Genomic DNA, 15,914 nt, shown 5'->3' with positions numbered 1-15,914 from the left:
TGAGCTAACTGGCCGACTCGTGGCGCGCTTTTACTTGCTGAATATGCGCTTTGTAATCTTCTGCTGTAGTGCTTTCTTGTCTCATGGATAAAAGCACATTATATTCAGCTAATTGCGCCTTGCTAAATTTTGGCTCGGTAAAACCGTTAATGTAGTCATTCATATTGCTTAACATTACTACATTTTTTGGCATGTCCGTTTTAAAAGTCGCTTTATCGTGAAACACCACCAGCGACTCAATGCCCTCTTTAACCCTTAAAAAAGACTGAACCGCCAGACAGTGCTTATAATTTTGCCGCAACGGATTCATAAACTGAGATTTGGAGCGCAGGGTTCGCTGTGTCCATTTAGCTTGCCTCTCACCGCCAAAAATCCAGCCACTGTAGTTCTTGCTTTCAATCACAAAAATACCAAATGGGCTCACCAACAGATGATCCACCTCGGTAAATTCACCGTTTTCGGTGCGCAGCAGAAGGTTTTCGTACAGGGTAAGATTGGTGCCCTTGGTTAACTCGTTTAGTTTCCGATTTACCCACCATTCGCCAATGGTTCCGGCCTTAAATACCAGAGCAATTTTAAACGCGGCCAGTATTAAGAGCGCAAAAGCGACCCATAAACCGATGGAAATCAGCGGGGAAAATATCTGTTCAAAGGGACTCTTAGATTGATATACCTCCTTTTTAGGAGGGACATAAGTCTTGTTTGGCTCGGTAGAGTTGGCAATCTTAGGACGTATGACGATTTCGGTAGGCGTTGAGGTTTCTGAATTCGTCGCCCGCGGGCTAACACAGTGTCTATCGTACGCTTTTTTGGCAACAAGATAAGGTGAGGACTGCTTTACATGGCCATAGTCGTTGATTTGATGTTGCAGCAAGATACACTCGGATTCGGTGTACTGCGCATTGGCAAGTAAGCCAGGGCTCAGTAGCAAGCTACTGAATAATAATGTCCATTTCATTATGTTTAACGCCACGTCCAATGTGAGCTAATAGAGTAAAACGCGGGTACTCACAGAGCAATCGCGAATTAGGCAGGCTAAAAACAGCCTGCCTCGGAGGCTTAACGATAGAAAACTTCTACCGTGCCTTTGCTTTTAAGCAGTAGTGGTTGGCCGCGACGGTCTAGCGCTTTCGGTGAGGCTACCTTAATCCAACCTTCGCTGATGCAGTATTCTTCTACGTCGAAACGCTCTTTGCCGTTAAAGCGTACGCCAATCTCATGCTTTAGAATTTCTTCGTTGTAGAACTTGCTACGCGGGTTGATAGAAAGCATATCTGGGATAGCGGGCTTTGCACTTGTATCTGTCATGGTGATTTTTCTTAAATTATGAATTTGGCCGCTATTGTAGGTAATACCGCAGCAATGCTCAATCACCACCACACCAAAACATCCGACCGATTTATTTGCGCTGGGCAAACAGGCATAGGATAGTAACGCAAGCATCCAACTAGGCATTGACACTGTATAGGACCACTATGATCAAAGCACTATTAGCCTCTGGCGTTATTTTATCCACCTTCCCAGCGTTTGCGGCCAACCTCACCGTTGAAGAACTGCGCATTGAAAAAGCCACCAGCGCCATGCCCCAGGTATTAAGCGCCTTTAGCACTGATATCAGTCAATTTGAGCAGCAGTGGCAAACGGCAAAAAGCTATGCCGAAGCCAAAGTTCGGGTTCTCGCCCATGCCAGCGAACTATGGCAAAGCGCCAAACAACGCCTGACCAGCACAAATAGTTATGATGATCGCGAACTCTATTGGGCACGGCTGCAATCTAGCAAGGTGATGCGCTCGGTTAAACCCGCATTTGCGCTCAGTGAGGCCGAGCAAGCCGCCTTGCTAAGTCTGTTAGAGCACGGCAGCCGCGGCCGTGATGACCTGGAATACACTAAAGGCACGGCCAAAAAAATCCTTCTCACCGGCTTTGATCCCTTCTTGCTCGACAGGAACATTAACCAAAGCAACCCCTCCGGCGTAGCCGCGCTGTTACTCGATGGCCAGGTGATCAGTTTTAAGGGCGTACAAGCGGAAATCAACACCGTGATGATCCCGGTGCGTTATGAAGACTTTGACCAGGGTCTGATTGAAGAGATCCTCGCTCCCTACTACGCCCTAAACAGCGTGGATATGGTGGTCACCGTGAGCATGGGTCGTAAAGACTTTGACCTTGAGCGCTTTCCCGGCAAACGTCGCAGCGTCACCGCTCCGGATAACGCCAATATCGTTTATGGCGGCACGCAAACGGCACCGAAAATCTCCAGCCTCAATGGCCGTCCCTTACCCGGCGATGAGTTTGTGCAGTTCAGCCTGCCGGTAACGCAAATGCAACAGGCCAAGGGCCCATATAAAATCATCGACAACCACAAGGTCACCACGTTGGAGAAAACCTTTGAGCCCAAGACCTTGGAAGAGCTTAAAAACGCCGTTGCGGTAAACGGTGGCGGTGGCGGCTATTTATCGAACGAGATCTCCTATCGCAGTATTCGCCTGCGCAACGAGCTCAATTCCGACATTCCCACCGGGCATCTTCACACTCCGCGTATCGCCCAGTTTGAACCTGAAGTGGAAGCAAAAATCGTGGCCCAGATTAAGGCCATGCTGGAGCACAGTCTCACGGCCATTTAGCGCTTGCCTGCGCCAATGGCGAGCAAGATCAATAAAAAAGCGCCTTAGGGCGCTTTTTTATTAGCGTTATGCATCAAGATAATCACTTGAACGCAATCACTTGCGAGTGCGTCTGGCCTGGCAGCCAGAACCAGGGATACAGTGGCGCCAGGGCTTAGTTAGACCAGTGAATATGCTTGATTTTCCACTGTCCGTCTTGTTGCTCCAGCACTATCGTTTCCATGCCCTCATAATCGTATTGCTTATCCTTATAGCTGCCTTTGGTATGGCTGCGTGAAACAGAAACCGCCGTGTTACCGAAAACCTCAACCTGATGTTCCAGTGTTTTTGATTCCATCATTTTCAGGTATTTCATATCGGATAACATATGATGATGCGCATATTCGTCGGCACTGCGCTCTACGCGCCCGCCCTCGAAAATAATAATATCATCGGCAAGCTGTGCCTTGGCGAGCGCCTTATCACCGCTTTTAAGGGCCTGTTTAAAGGTTAGCACCGCCTTGGCCGCTGGTGTGTCCAACCCTTTGAACAGTTTCGCGTCTTTTTCATCGCCACCCTGGGCTTGCACGGCAACACTGGTCGTTGCCAGCAGGAATAAAAATGCGAATAGTAATTTCATTATGCTTCTCTTTTTATTGTTTTAGTTAGTAGGGCCTACCACACTGGTCAAGCAAGCGGTTACGGCCAAAATGGCCCCTGCGATGACCATCTCTAGAGTGATGGAGTTAGCTAACACCGCCCGCCCATCCGGGTTGTTAAGCCGAGGAACGAGTATAAACTTGTGCCTGGCGGCCAGCGCCAATATACACAGCACTAACACTAGCTTAATCAGTAAGGTTTGTCCGTAACTCGACGCAAACAGTGCCTGAGGGCTGCTGAGCAATTGAAACGCCAAATAGGTGCCAGCCAAGAGTAAAGCACCAACCAATACACTAGCCTGCCGTGAAAAGCGGTTCATCAGGGCTATTAGCCCATCATCATTGAGCACCTCAACGGCATGTTTAAGCGGATACAGGGCCCCAAACCACCAGGCCATCACCACGACATGCACCATTAAAAGCGCTTTTTCTAGCGCCGTTAACTCAGAAACATGCCCGACCAAGGTAAAGGAGTAGGCAAGCATTAATAAGCTGGCAGCAAACAGGCAATGGCGCGCCCATTTAACTAATGTGGCTTTGGCAGAGCAAGCCAATAGCATCACCGCCCCTAAGGCAGCCAGGCAGCCCAGGACTCTCACCTGGGTCGCTTCACCTATGGATGAATCCCACATAATTTCCAGGATAAAGCCATCGAACGCGCCGCCAATGCCGTCTTCTGCCATGGCACCGGTATTGGCAAAAAACCAAACAGCATTGCCGGCAAAGGCAAGCAGAACCAGGGATAATGGCAGGCAAATGCCGCTCAATACGCCTGGCCGTGCGGGGTCCTGTTCATGGGCAAACACCTGACCCAAGAAGGCATAACCGGCAACACCGGCAAAGCCTGCATAAAAGGCCATTTTCGATAGCACAATGATGGTATTCCAGATAAACACGTCCATCACTGGGTATTAGCCTTGCTTAGTTCACAACAAAGCTAACGCTGCTTTTCATTTTATGGCCGTCTTGGCCAAGAAAAATCATATCAACCTGATAGCTTGAGGGCGCAAGTTCAGGAAGTGCCCAGGAATGCTCAAGACTCGCTTCCTTAGTGGGCTTAAAGCCAAATTTAATGGCCTCACCCTGCGCATTTTTTAGTGATACCTTCACCAAGCGCACTTCTTTGGTAAAAGTGAGTGATAAAAGCTCGGGTGTTTGCGCTAGCGTGGCCTTATCAGCGGGCACGCTGGTTTTCAAATCGACATGGGCAAAGACCGCAGAGCTAAACGCAAGCGTGATTGCCGCAAGAAAGTGAATTAATGATTTCATTGTTACCTCGATTATTTTTTATTTATAAGATCACGCCGATAGGCAGACAACTGATACACCAGGCCTGCAGCACCTGCACATCTGCCGACGTTTCATTCGAAATTTATCACATTGCGTTGTTACTTATTGTCTTTATTGCAATGCGTTTGCAGCCCTATCTAACCAGATATATCCCGGTGTTAAAAGGAGCATGATAATAAAAACGGGTGCAAAACCAGCGCCGGTTCCTTAATTGAACCACCTAGCCGGGCCGCAGGTATTGCGCCAAGGCTAATAGCGAAAAGGCACATGCCCTACCTTCACCAAGATCACCGTTTCTTCGTTTACGTACGGCGTGTGCTCACTCATATGCGGGCTGCGCAGCCAGGTGCCCTGCGGATAACGACCAAACTCATCGCAAAACTCGCCGCTAAGCACTAAAACCTCTTCGCCGCCAAAGTGCTTATGAGGCACAAAGCGCTCGCCCTTGGGCCATTTGACCAGGGCCGTATGTTCATGCTCAAAGGTGTGCAGTGGCATCACTTCAAGACCACCCTGCCCCTGTTGCCAGGGCGTTTCCCGGGTGTTGATGCGCACCGTTTGCGTATCCTTTTCATCAAACTGATTGAGCTTCACAAAGAGCACGCAGCCTTCTTTACTAAAGGGCGCATGCACACTCTTAGGCGGATTACGAATGTAGGTGCCTGCCGGGTAATCGCCGTGCTCGTCTGAAAACCCCCCCTCAAGCACAAAGATCTCCTCGCCCAGAGGATGAGGATGCGGATTAAAACGCGAGCCCGCCTCGTATTTAACTATGCTTGTGGTGTGCCCCGACTCTTTGCCTTCGCGCTCCAATGGCTTGCGCCACACCCCTTTGGCTGGGCTTGCCAGCCAGGGTTGCGCTGCCGTTTTAATCGCTAACTTCTCGGCAAAATCCATATTTAACATGCGTGCTCCTGTTTGATGCGCTACTGCAAGCGCTCAGCTGGTTATGATCATAAGCAAAGATACTACACCACCGGCGTTTTGGTTCACCCAAAAGCGGTAAAAGAAGTATCGGGGCAAAGACTATAGTGGCAGTGACGATGCGACCAAGAGCTCCCGTTATCTTCCCTTGCCAGCGCGTCATAATTCGGCGGTTATGTTTGAAGACACCTTATGGAAATTTATTAATTTATCTTTGAGGCGTTGCGAGTAAGTAACAAAGTTGGTGAGCGCCCCTGCATCTTTTCTATTGGTATCGGCAAGTAACAATAACAGCTTGCGGTGGGCCTGATTTAAATGCAGTTGCAACAACTTGGCCGACTTCTCAATTTCCTCATTTTTTGGCTCTTCTAAATGCTCACTGGTTTGGGTAAAAAGATTTAAGGTATCGCTCGATAGCTCTCTCACCAGAATCAAAATATCACTTTTTAACTCGATAAATTGTTTGCTCATGATGCGCTTACTCTCAAACAGATCGGTAATTGAGTCATGGATCTGGAACAGATAATCATAGCGATTAATTTGTATTATCAGCTCTCTCGACTGCTCTTCATCCTTCATCTTGCTTAACAACGAGGTGAAGTAAGTCATGTACTCTTTTTCAATAAAGTTGACGTATTCAATGCGTTTTTGCGCCGTGTCCTGAATACTCATGTAGTTTGTTTCTAAGCTTAGGGTGACGAGGTTGTAGTTCTCCTTTAAAAAGTTGAGCAGCTGTTGGTTACCCGCTTCAAGCCTGTCCACGATAAGCTGAAACTCTTCATCTTCTTGATAGGTTGGCAGCTCAAGGCGCTCAAAATCCATTTTCCCTTCACCCAGCAAAAAGTCGACAAAGCGGGTAAAAGGCGTCAGAAAAATAATAAATATGAGGCTGGCAACCACGTTGAATATGAAGTGAATGTTAGCCAAGGCAATGGCTGGGTCCATGGTCACTTCACTTAACCTGTGGCCAAACAATAAAATGGCGGGCAAAAACAACAACACCCCACCCACATTAAACAAGAAGTGACTCAAGGCTGCTTTTTTAGCGGCGATATCCATCCCAAAAACAGCGATCATGGCCGTTGCCGTGGTGCCAATATTTGCCCCCATGATGATGGGCACCGCATTCTCAAGGCCCAAAACCCCCTGTTGCGTGAAGATAATAGCCAGACCCGTTGTAACCGAGCTGGATTGCACCAAGGCCGTAAAAATACAGCCGACCAAAATAGCAATCAGAGGGTTTTGCGGATGCGTTAAAATTTCGATTAATGCCGGATTATTTTGCAATGGCGCCAAAGAAGAAGAGATCAGGTTGAGGCTGAAAAACACAAAACCAAAATAGAAAATGGTCTTGCCAAAGATAGAAAAACGATTGCGGGTAAGGGATAAAAAGAATCCGATCATGATAAACACGGGTGCAAATACGGTAAGCTTAAAGGCCACCAACTGCGCCGTTATTGTGGTGCCCACGTTGGAGCCGAAAATAATGCCCACACTGTTCTTAAAGGTTAAAACGCCGGCGTTAACTAAACTAATGGTGATCACCGAGGTGGCAGAGCTGGACTGAATTAAAGCGGTAACGATGGCGCCAATAAAGACGCCGAGTATGGGTATGCGCGTCGCTCGGCTAAGCGACTTACGAAAACGCTCGCCAGAGATGCTTTCAATTTCCCGAGAAAAATTCTGAAGCCCAAAAATAAAAAGAATAATGGCGGTTAAACCGGCCATTGCAATCGTCAGGTTTTCCATTTGCTTATCAAATTTCGAGCCAGGCAGATATAAAAAGCATAGGTTTTAGATACACATAGCGCAATATTGTCGCAGCAATCTACTTTGCTGTTTCAGATAAGAAGAGCCCAGCCCCTCGCTTGGCACAACCGGGCGGGCCCCCCTGCCGAACCAGTCACCTTCTCCCTCTTTTGAATACACAGGTTCTGCTCTACTACAGCAAAAGAAAAGCCTGGCCACGGCGCCTAAAAACCTGTTCAGTTTGTCTGCTTCTCCTTGTAACTGAGAGCGCTGCAGGATAAGGCACGCTAGGGACCCAGTTGCTGCTGCGCCCGCTGCTACCTATACTAAAAACAACATCAACCGGCTTTTACCCAAGGCGTTCTTTCAATGGCTGCCTATACGCTTTCGCCCCAGACCATCCTTGATCGTGCCATTGTATTAGCATTGCAATCGAGCTGGGATAGCTTCTCGCTGCATGAGTTAGCCGCCTCCCTCAACTGTGGCTTAGGCGATATACACAGGCACTTTCGTTCCAAGGACGATCTCGCCGAAGCCTTATTCGACCGCGCCGACCAAGCCATGCTCGAATACGCCGATACCGAGGCCGGTAGACGGGGCTCAGAGCAAGAGCGCACCCTCAATTGCATCATGAGCTGGTTTCATTATCTGGCTCCTTACAAAGCCGTGGTGCGCGATATTATGCGCTATAAACTAGAGCCTGGGCACTTTCACCTGCAGGCTCATGGTGTGACCCGCGTCAGCCGCACCGTGCAGTGGTTCAGAGAAGCCGCGGCACGCCGACAACAAGGGTTGGCCAAGGTGGCCGATGAGATTGCGCTCACCAGCGCCTACCTGAGCAGCTTTTATTTCTTTTTAAGCGATAACAGTGCCGATAATGCTAAAACCAGATCCCTGTTGGCAGGCTTGCTAAAGGGACTCCATACCGGCCATCGCTTTTTCTCCCACCCGGGCCGAGCAACCTAGCCTTGGATCCCCTCACCCATGTATTAATTGGCGCTCTTGTCGCCCAGTTGCCCGCAGCTAAGCCGTTATCGGAAGATGCCGGCGCAGACACCTGCACAAAGACTGACTGGAAACTCAGGGCCGCGATCGGCGCTGCGGTGGCCCTTTTTCCGGACATTGACTACCTGCTCTTTTGGCTCAACCCGTTAGACTTTCTGGCCTATTGGCATAGGGCTGAAACCCATTCCTTGCTGCTCTCCCCCGTGTGGGCGGCGCTGATAAGCTATCTCTTGTGTAAACTGCTGCGCCTGGCAAACGCCGCACTGGTCTTTACCATCTGTTGGCTGGCTATTCTCTCGCACCTAGTTGCAGATACCTTAACCGTGTTCGGCACCCGCTGGTTTGCGCCTTTGTCCGACGACAAGATCAGCTGGGATCTCTTGTTTATTGTCGACCCCTACTTCACCCTGAGCGTGATACTGGCCGCATTGCTGATGTATATTTGCCGAAAAAAAAGGTGGCGTAAAAAGCGCTTTCGCCTGGCGGCCTTGAGCCCGCCTTTGCTCTATCTTGCGGCTGTGCTTGGCATAAAACTCACTTTAATGGCGCAAATACAGCAGCAACCACCTGCTCCCGCGGCAGATAGTCGCTTGCTGCCACAGCCTTTTTCGCCCCTTTATTGGCAGCTGCTGAGCGAAGACGAGGAACACATATATCAGGCCTATAGTAAGTTCACAACAGACCCGCTGGCGGACGGCCTGTCACACGCCGCTGGGGTAAAGGGCTTTGCCGAGGCCTATACCGAGGTGGGCACTTTACAATGGCGCAGCTACACACTGCCGGCGTACTCCGACCCAGCTATTCACCAGGCGTGGCAACACACAGACTTCAAGGCCTTTAGAGACTTTGCCGAGTACCCGGTGGTGTTAGCAAAAGAGACATCGGCAGAGCAAAGCTGCGTGTGGTTCAGCGACCTGCGCTATCACTGGCCTGGCATCCAGCCCTATTTTCGCTATGCCATGTGCCAGAGCCGCGACGGCCAGTGGCAACTTAAGCGCGGCCGGTATTTTAGTGAGCAAAGCGAGGTGATTGATTAGCGTGTCTGGTTGTCGAGTCAGGCCGCTGACAGCGGCTTTTCAAATTAAGATCTTGTCGCGTTGGCGACGACAACCAAAGAGGGAGTGATTCGACTCCCTCTTTGGAAACTCCGCGAACCCGTAATTCGCTAATGCTTCCGAACTCAGGTTTTTGTTAAACGCTGCGCTTAGCTGCTGACGCGATTTAACAGCACCTCCCTGTACTGGTAAATCTAGCTCGGCTTCGTGCCTCGCTGTCATCATCACACTCCGCAACAAAAGCCGATTTCTCCAGCGCGAATTTAAACGGGAAATCAACTGATACACTTGTGTGACGACATAGAGATTGGAGTGGTTGTGGGTTCGGCTAAGAGCAAGACCTTACCCAACCGATATGATTAGGGGGTCAGGGTCTACTCACTCTTCCTCTTCGTCACCGTCAAGGATCAGCTCTTGCATCTGTTGCGGGGTAAAGACAAAGAAATACAGGTCTTGGATGGATGAAAGGGTTTTACCTTCCAGGGATTGATAGTCTGCCGCATCCGTGTCCAGCCAATAGCCGGCGAGCACACCTTCTTTAATGGGGAAATACACACTCTCACTGGTGGTCACTGCACCGACCGAGTTAAACACATAATCGCCATAATGTTTGTTGACCGTGTCGACCAACTCACTTTGCTGCTGCTTGCGTTGGCCCAGTTGTGAAAATAAATCTGATTCTTGCATACGCCTCTTCTTAAATTCGCGGCTACATCCATTTGCTAAGCTGGCCCGGTATTGATACCAGCCTAATGCGGATAAAATGATGACACTTAAAATGAATATAACACGGTAACTGAACAGGGGTAGCCTTGTTGGCGAAATAACGAGATCTAAGTTTGAAAACTACGGGCAAATGAGCTGATACAGCGGGCTCTTGGGGCTAGATTCTTAGTGGCTGTGGGATTAGGTGGCTCAGATGCAAAAAGCAAGACTTGGCGCCATTAGTTGGTACATAATGGCTGAGATTTTCCTCTATTCAACAATAACAAACATGGACAGCCGATAATGACCCCAGAAAAGGAAGCGGAGTCACTCACAAACGAAGAACTACTCACACAACTTCGCGAGTTGGATTTAGAGAGTGATTTATATCTCATTTATTACGATGAACTAAGAAGACGAAACGTCATTGAGGATGGCAAAGGTTCTATCTACTGGTTCTTTGTTTTATTCCCAGCCATACCCATATTTGGGTTGTATTTCGACCTATTCCGTTTTGGAGAAGAAAGGGTAATACCAAAAGAGATAGCCAACATCTGGCTGATTTCAATGCTCTTTTTATGGGGTGTTGGAACCGTTAAGTACACTTTTGACATTAATCTCTATGAGAAATACGAAAAAGAAAACAGCAAAAATAAACCCTGAATATCCTCTGCAATGCCATTAAATATTTATACGCTGTGCTTAAAAGCCGAGATCGAAAGTGCGAATTAAAACGGGAAATGAGCTGAAACAGCGGAGCTATTTGGTGAGATTTACAGTACCTGTGGGCTTGGGTTGGGTATGCACAATGCAAGACCTGACCTCATTGGCTGCTAAAAATAAGTAATTAATTTTTGGGGGGCTAGATTCTATCTTTTACGGTGGGGTCTTATCACTTTCCTTTTTCGGCTGGTAACTTACCTTCTTTACTAAAGATAAAAAATACAACTTGGATTGAGGCTATGACTAAAAGCCCAATTACAAATCCACTGAAGGTAAATCTACTCCATTCTATTATTGAAAAAATTACCAGAAGTGCAGCATAAAATAACCTCTCAAGCACTGACTTGATGACGAAGACAGAAATTAGCGCGACTGCCAACAATGCCAAAGCTAATACTTTGAGCGCTTGTAATTTTTCTTTCCTTTCTTCTATTTTAACTTTAATCATCTCTTCTTTTTTCGAATACATCTCCTCTATATAACTCTTAATCTCCTTCTTTGAAGAAAAGTTTTGGGATTCAAGGGACATACCTATTTCTTCATCTGTCACTCTTAACTCATTAGGAGGTCTTTCGAGATTTTGGAGAGCAACGAAACCAAATAGCAACACAACTGACACAATAAAAAGCTTCATCATTATCAACCTATCAAGCAGGGATTGTTGGCTTGGGTTGGGCCAAATGCAAAAAGCAAGATCTGACCCCATTGGTGCAAATGTCTGTAAGTTAAACAAAACTATAAGGGGTTGCTGAGATAAAACCAAATGGATTGAGTTCAGGCGTATATGCAATAAAGAACGGGTAAGATCTTGTCGTGGTGGCAGATGCGAGATACCTCTTAAGGTAGATGCCTTGTTAGTTTGTCTAATGCATTCTGCATTCCATAGCGCTCTGGACACGGTTATAATTATGCTTTATTACAGTAACTCCTTATCTCGAACTTCCATAAAAAAGCTCTCCAAAGTCCAGCTAAAACAACAAGCACTGGTGCTCAAAGTTGCCGATGCACTCGAACAACAAGCGCGCGCAGAAATACCCGGCATGTTGCAATGCTGGTTTGATGTGGAGTACCACTTGTTCCCCGGCTCCCTGCTCCTATGTTTTCAATTCGAAAATGACCAAGCACTAAAGGCCGCCGAACCTCACCTACTCAAATGGCAAAAACGCTTAAGCGCCGCCATGCTGAAAAAAGGCGTGATCCTAAAAGATATGCGTAAGCACTTAACCTTTACCCTGAAAGGGCCAGAGGATTGAGATAGAAGATAAAAGAGGTCAGGTGAATTTGCTGGACTGCACAATGCAAGACCCGCCCCCTTTATTTCCTTCTAGAGTGGGTGTCTGTGTTATTTTTTCCTCTCATGTAAATTCCCTGTAATTTATCTCTAGTTGTTTATTTACCATACACTGTGATTCTAGAGTCTTGAGGAGGTTTGTAAAAGCTAATGTTTTTATAGCCTTCGCTCTCTAGCAACTTAACAAGAGGCTCCAGTTCCTGGAGTTGGTCTGTGCCTGTGGTCGCATCATAAAAACACCCAGAAATTTCAGATTCAAAAGAGCGCGCTCCTTCAACCGAGTCATCGAACACCACATAGTGTTCATCAAAATATTCTGGCCCCCAGATTTGTTGTTTGGCGTATGTCTTCTTTTTCCAGTTCTCCACACAAGCGACTTGATCTTTTGTCGCAATAAACACTTTCTGATCTTTAGGTTCGAACGTACCCTTGAGCAACACTGCAACCAATACGAGGTTGAGTACAGCTGAGGCTATCAGCTTCTTATTCATCGTTAATCACTCCATTTATAAATGAATATATCGCCGTTTGTTTTCTTTGGTATCCGCAACTACCGATGCGACATGTTCATCGGCTCTGTCGCCACGTAGGTTCGTATCGATTAAGTATTCCCAAGGCAAGAGAATGAGGGATTTTATGAGTGAAATATACGCCAAAATAAAACAAACAGCCCCACCAAAACCTAATGCGACAGTCAGAAAAAACTCGATGTAGACATTATCTACAATATCCATTGATGCAAACTGCATAAAAATCACCCCGACAACACCAAGAGTGAAGTAGGCTATAAACAAGAAGGACAAAAAAGCATTACGTTTCAGTGAGCTATCGAACTTCCCACGCCATTTAAAAGAATCTTTCTCGTAATCGATATCTATAAATTCGATTTTCTTTCCATACTCTTGAAGGTGGCGGAATGCACCCGGCGTCCAAATGAACCATTCAATTTCTTTATTGGTAAGATCAGCGCGTGTGAATAAGCGCAAGATAACTAAGATTTCTGCCAAGTTAGTGCTCGCGTCTCTACCGCAGAGCTTTTGCAATTGCTGATACAGCTCAACTCTTTTGTAGCTTTGCGAACTATGACCCAAGTAGACACGACTAATAACACCTACGATTGAAGCGATACCCACTAAGATAACGACGACTTTGCCGATAAAGACTACTGATGCTTCCATTCTTAATGATTAATTCCATGTGCAAATGCATATCCCTAAACTACCTCAATTGCTAGAGGCAATGCAAAAAGCAAAACCTGACTCCTTTGGTTCGCTATGTCTGGGTCAGGTTAAAAAAGCAGACCTGTTTCAATAAGCTCAGACTAGCCGTGTAGTGACTCATCTTTTAGTGCGATTTCTATACGACTTGTTAATGTCTGCAATTCCTTTTGCGGGCGATTGGCAACCATTTCTCTCAACAAAGTCTTAACTTTTGTAACATATCCACCACTAGCAGCATCATTTACTAACCACTCAATTTGGAAGGCATGTTGCGAATAAAGAACCAATACATCATGCCACCATGAGCTCTTGAGCTTTTTATCTATTCTATGGTTTTGTTGTTTATCAATATGCTCTGAGGCCAAATATTCTTGGAATCTCAAATGACCAAATCCAAGTTTGCCATTTGAGTTAATGAGAAGGATTTCACTAGGGGTCTGTAGCTCACGAACAAGCATTTCTAACTTAGAGCTATCATCATAATAATCATTTAGCTTTCTCAGAATGGTATCTAATGCCCACTCCCTTTTATTAGCGGAATGCATCAAATACGCCAATATTCTTGCACATTCGATCAATTCACTACTGTCACAAACTTGTCTTTTACTTCCTTTGAATCTGTCAAAAACCCCACTAAGTAGTTCAAATCTTTTTTTATACAACGAAGTTTCATTCTTTGGGAGAGGCACGTCAGACGCTTGTAAAGTAGCCATTATTGTGGCCGACAAGGGGTTCGTAACAATTTTGTCTAGTGCAGAGTTATTCTTTAAATGCTCCATAATTGACTTTACTTTTTCCGAGTCTCCAAGAAACCACTTATCGAAGAAGTTTCGTTTTTGCTCCTCTCCAAATGGCAGTAAAGATATGTTGGCAAAGCCTAGACCGGCTATATTTTCTACACTAAACCGTGAAGAGGTGATTACCCTAATATTTTTAAAACGATTAGTTAGCTCTCTTAGAGACTCAATGATCCAGGGAAATTCAACTATTGCTTCGTCTATACTATCAAAGATCAAAATTGTTCCAGATTTAGCAAGATGCTCTCTGAGTGACGACTCATTTACTGATGGATCTATTTCTACTTTTAGATAGCGTAATAAACTGTCTAAAATACGATTATCGAATACTTGCTCATTTTTATCAGGTAAAAACCTAGACACTTCATTTAAAGTTGCATATATTATTAAATCCTGCACTTTTCGCTCGTATAACAACTTGGCGAAGATCTGTAAGTTTGTCGTTTTTCCTGATCCAGCATCACCAAGTAAAATTATATTATTTTGCGTTTGAAAGGCGTCTAGTACATTTATCTGAGGCCTTTGTATCGATTCATTAGATCTAACCACTTCAAAAATTTCAGGAAAGTAATCAAAAACTTGAGATATTTCTTCTAGCTCTTTTGCAATTTTTAAGTAACCTGAGACGTTCACCTTAGTTACCTCTCCAAAAGACAAAAGCTGACTCTTCTTTTTATTAAACACCCCTACGATTTCATCGGCATTAAAATCTATAGATAAAGGTACAGAAACTGTTGAAATATTTTTCCCTAATTCTTGCTTTTTTATGGAAAGCGATTCAAGTAACTGTGATATTTCTTTTATATTTTTAATCTCACTATAAAAATCAATTTTATCACTTGTTCTAAGTTCTAAATCTTCAAACCCACCACCAATAAATAAATCAAATTCAATACTGCCAAATATTGGATATTTAAACTTTGTATTTCTTAATATATTTCTAATAAATTCCTTTTTATTACTTATTTCATCATCCAATAAATCTTCACTTTTTATATAACAGTGATATTGATTGTATCTCTCTAATAACAGAGTGGAAATCTCTTTTGAAAACAACCCAATCCCTGTTTTAACTGATATATCTTCATTTAGAAGGTGATACTCATTGAACTCATTTATTTTTACCAACTTTTTACTTTCTTTAACGACATAGGCAGAATTTAGTAAGCAGAACTTCCTTTCATTACCGACAGTTATAGTTGACTCGCAATAAATATCCTTCAACTCATGATTATTCTTATTTTCATAGTTCAATGCATCATAAAACAACTGATTAGTTAATTTAGGTTGGAATTTTTCTGAAATAAAATTAGCTTCCCCTTGAAGTAACTTCATCAATTCAGGTTTGTAGTCCTTAATAAATTCGACAATTCTTGGACCATCTAAAAACTCAAATGGCAACCTATCCCCATTAAAAATTTGCTCTTTCACTTCCTCAATAAACCTATTTGAAGCAAGTTCTGGGCATGCTAAATATACACGATCTGCTTTAAGTTCATCACCTGTAACTGTCGTTATCTTACCCGTTAAGCATTGCCTTAATTGATGCGTTAAACTTGTAAACTTCGCGCTTTCTTTAGTATTTTGAATATCTCCAATTTTCTTAGATTGAATATAAACTACAGTAGGTTTTGTCTGAGGTGGAACACGAATCTGGGCAATTAAATCTTTACCTCTCTCAAAGGGCCCCCCATTGAAATCAACTCGCTGATAGCCCATAGCTTCAAATAAGGGTTTAATAATTAATTTGGAGAAATCATCTTCATGTAATGCTTTCAAAGAGTTAAGTTGCTTTTGTAGCTCAGAATCCATATTTCAGCCTCTTTTTTGACGATATCCTACTTCATTCATCTGAACAAAAAAAGCGCCTCTTTTCAGGGGCGCTTTCCAAAC

17 protein-coding genes are annotated in these 15,914 nt (G+C 45.1%); 5 read left to right on the top strand and 12 right to left on the bottom strand.

The window, feature by feature from the left end:
* Window positions 1-4: 4 nt before the first annotated feature.
* Both KD147_RS00150 and KD147_RS00145 read right to left on the bottom strand, forming a co-directional pair.
* Entirely contained in the window at window positions 5-973 is a 969-nt protein-coding gene (locus KD147_RS00150) for a nuclease-related domain-containing protein (RefSeq protein ID WP_349304665.1), read from the bottom strand.
* Window positions 974-1,059: 86 nt separating this feature from the next.
* The gene (locus KD147_RS00145; RefSeq protein ID WP_105190275.1) at window positions 1,060-1,308 is read right to left on the bottom strand and encodes a DUF3297 family protein; all 249 of its coding nucleotides are present in this window, start codon (window positions 1,306-1,308) and stop codon (window positions 1,060-1,062) included.
* 167 nt (window positions 1,309-1,475) lie between these two features.
* On the opposite strand from KD147_RS00145, the gene KD147_RS00140 reads away from it, so the two are divergent.
* Window positions 1,476-2,624: a PA0049 C-terminal domain-containing protein gene (locus tag KD147_RS00140; protein ID WP_212546494.1), complete on the top strand. Its 1,149-nt coding sequence runs from the start codon at window positions 1,476-1,478 to the stop codon at window positions 2,622-2,624.
* A gap of 154 nt (window positions 2,625-2,778) precedes the next feature.
* Here KD147_RS00140 and KD147_RS00135 read toward each other — a convergent pair whose 3' ends face one another.
* From KD147_RS00135 to KD147_RS00115, 5 genes are all read right to left on the bottom strand, one after another.
* Window positions 2,779-3,243 carry a YybH family protein gene (locus KD147_RS00135; RefSeq protein ID WP_212546493.1) on the bottom strand — a complete coding sequence of 155 codons (465 nt, stop codon included), beginning with the start codon at window positions 3,241-3,243 and terminating at the stop codon, window positions 2,779-2,781.
* 21 nt (window positions 3,244-3,264) lie between these two features.
* Entirely contained in the window at window positions 3,265-4,164 is a 900-nt protein-coding gene (locus KD147_RS00130) for a CopD family protein (RefSeq protein WP_212547022.1), read from the bottom strand.
* 19 nt (window positions 4,165-4,183) lie between these two features.
* Complete coding sequence (locus tag KD147_RS00125) at window positions 4,184-4,531, bottom strand: copper resistance CopC family protein (protein WP_105265133.1); 348 nt, start codon at window positions 4,529-4,531, stop codon at window positions 4,184-4,186.
* A 270-nt stretch (window positions 4,532-4,801) separates the two neighbouring features.
* Entirely contained in the window at window positions 4,802-5,458 is a 657-nt protein-coding gene (locus KD147_RS00120; RefSeq protein WP_212546492.1) for a cupin domain-containing protein, read from the bottom strand.
* Window positions 5,459-5,635: 177 nt separating this feature from the next.
* Window positions 5,636-7,225, bottom strand: a complete 1,590-nt coding sequence (locus tag KD147_RS00115) for a Na/Pi cotransporter family protein (protein ID WP_212546491.1) — start codon at window positions 7,223-7,225, stop codon at window positions 5,636-5,638.
* 369 nt (window positions 7,226-7,594) lie between these two features.
* On the opposite strand from KD147_RS00115, the gene KD147_RS00110 reads away from it, so the two are divergent.
* Both KD147_RS00110 and KD147_RS00105 read left to right on the top strand, forming a co-directional pair.
* Window positions 7,595-8,191, top strand: coding sequence for a TetR/AcrR family transcriptional regulator (locus KD147_RS00110; protein ID WP_105190212.1), 597 nt, complete (start codon window positions 7,595-7,597; stop codon window positions 8,189-8,191).
* 2 nt (window positions 8,192-8,193) lie between these two features.
* Window positions 8,194-9,267: a metal-dependent hydrolase gene (locus KD147_RS00105; RefSeq protein WP_212546490.1), complete on the top strand. Its 1,074-nt coding sequence runs from the start codon at window positions 8,194-8,196 to the stop codon at window positions 9,265-9,267.
* A gap of 396 nt (window positions 9,268-9,663) precedes the next feature.
* Here the strand turns inward: KD147_RS00105 and KD147_RS00100 are convergent, their stop codons facing one another.
* Window positions 9,664-9,972 (bottom strand): hypothetical protein, encoded by a 309-nt coding sequence (locus KD147_RS00100; RefSeq protein ID WP_105190215.1) that lies wholly within the window; start codon window positions 9,970-9,972, stop codon window positions 9,664-9,666.
* 321 nt (window positions 9,973-10,293) lie between these two features.
* Between KD147_RS00100 and KD147_RS00095 the strand changes: the two genes are divergently transcribed.
* The gene (locus tag KD147_RS00095; RefSeq protein WP_105200905.1) at window positions 10,294-10,653 is read left to right on the top strand and encodes a hypothetical protein; all 360 of its coding nucleotides are present in this window, start codon (window positions 10,294-10,296) and stop codon (window positions 10,651-10,653) included.
* A 229-nt stretch (window positions 10,654-10,882) separates the two neighbouring features.
* Here the strand turns inward: KD147_RS00095 and KD147_RS00090 are convergent, their stop codons facing one another.
* Window positions 10,883-11,350, bottom strand: a complete 468-nt coding sequence (locus tag KD147_RS00090; RefSeq protein WP_212546489.1) for a hypothetical protein — start codon at window positions 11,348-11,350, stop codon at window positions 10,883-10,885.
* 307 nt (window positions 11,351-11,657) lie between these two features.
* Here KD147_RS00090 and KD147_RS00085 point away from each other — a divergent pair, with 307 nt between their 5' ends.
* Window positions 11,658-11,966, top strand: coding sequence for a hypothetical protein (locus KD147_RS00085; protein WP_212547021.1), 309 nt, complete (start codon window positions 11,658-11,660; stop codon window positions 11,964-11,966).
* A gap of 136 nt (window positions 11,967-12,102) precedes the next feature.
* Here the strand turns inward: KD147_RS00085 and KD147_RS00080 are convergent, their stop codons facing one another.
* The 3 genes from KD147_RS00080 to KD147_RS00070 all read right to left on the bottom strand — a co-directional run bounded on the left by KD147_RS00080 (window position 12,103) and on the right by KD147_RS00070 (window position 15,833).
* Window positions 12,103-12,495, bottom strand: a complete 393-nt coding sequence (locus KD147_RS00080) for a hypothetical protein (protein ID WP_212546488.1) — start codon at window positions 12,493-12,495, stop codon at window positions 12,103-12,105.
* 15 nt (window positions 12,496-12,510) lie between these two features.
* The gene (locus KD147_RS00075) at window positions 12,511-13,182 is read right to left on the bottom strand and encodes a hypothetical protein (RefSeq protein WP_212546487.1); all 672 of its coding nucleotides are present in this window, start codon (window positions 13,180-13,182) and stop codon (window positions 12,511-12,513) included.
* Window positions 13,183-13,325: 143 nt separating this feature from the next.
* Window positions 13,326-15,833 carry an NACHT domain-containing protein gene (locus tag KD147_RS00070; protein ID WP_212546486.1) on the bottom strand — a complete coding sequence of 836 codons (2,508 nt, stop codon included), beginning with the start codon at window positions 15,831-15,833 and terminating at the stop codon, window positions 13,326-13,328.
* Window positions 15,834-15,914: the final 81 nt, after the last annotated feature.

It is taken from the genome of Pseudoalteromonas sp. BDTF-M6, from assembly GCF_018334135.1.
Taxonomy (GTDB): Bacteria; Pseudomonadota; Gammaproteobacteria; order Enterobacterales; family Alteromonadaceae; genus Pseudoalteromonas.
This window is presented reverse-complemented; position numbering and strand designations above follow the sequence as displayed.

Excerpts from the sequence above, each read along its gene's own strand:
- KD147_RS00145 (WP_105190275.1), bottom strand. The coding sequence starts at position 1,308 with ATGACAGATACAAGTGCAAAGCCCGCTATCCCAGATATGCTTTCTATC.
- KD147_RS00140 (WP_212546494.1), top strand. The coding sequence starts at position 1,476 with ATGATCAAAGCACTATTAGCCTCTGGCGTTATTTTATCCACCTTCCCA.
- KD147_RS00135 (WP_212546493.1), bottom strand. The coding sequence starts at position 3,243 with ATGAAATTACTATTCGCATTTTTATTCCTGCTGGCAACGACCAGTGTT.
- KD147_RS00130 (WP_212547022.1), bottom strand. The coding sequence starts at position 4,164 with ATGGACGTGTTTATCTGGAATACCATCATTGTGCTATCGAAAATGGCC.
- KD147_RS00125 (WP_105265133.1), bottom strand. The coding sequence starts at position 4,531 with ATGAAATCATTAATTCACTTTCTTGCGGCAATCACGCTTGCGTTTAGC.
- KD147_RS00120 (WP_212546492.1), bottom strand. The coding sequence starts at position 5,458 with ATGTTAAATATGGATTTTGCCGAGAAGTTAGCGATTAAAACGGCAGCG.
- KD147_RS00115 (WP_212546491.1), bottom strand. The coding sequence starts at position 7,225 with ATGGAAAACCTGACGATTGCAATGGCCGGTTTAACCGCCATTATTCTT.
- KD147_RS00110 (WP_105190212.1), top strand. The coding sequence starts at position 7,595 with ATGGCTGCCTATACGCTTTCGCCCCAGACCATCCTTGATCGTGCCATT.
- KD147_RS00100 (WP_105190215.1), bottom strand. The coding sequence starts at position 9,972 with ATGCAAGAATCAGATTTATTTTCACAACTGGGCCAACGCAAGCAGCAG.
- KD147_RS00095 (WP_105200905.1), top strand. The coding sequence starts at position 10,294 with ATGACCCCAGAAAAGGAAGCGGAGTCACTCACAAACGAAGAACTACTC.
- KD147_RS00090 (WP_212546489.1), bottom strand. The coding sequence starts at position 11,350 with ATGATGAAGCTTTTTATTGTGTCAGTTGTGTTGCTATTTGGTTTCGTT.
- KD147_RS00080 (WP_212546488.1), bottom strand. The coding sequence starts at position 12,495 with ATGAATAAGAAGCTGATAGCCTCAGCTGTACTCAACCTCGTATTGGTT.
- KD147_RS00075 (WP_212546487.1), bottom strand. The coding sequence starts at position 13,182 with ATGGAAGCATCAGTAGTCTTTATCGGCAAAGTCGTCGTTATCTTAGTG.
- KD147_RS00070 (WP_212546486.1), bottom strand. The coding sequence starts at position 15,833 with ATGGATTCTGAGCTACAAAAGCAACTTAACTCTTTGAAAGCATTACAT.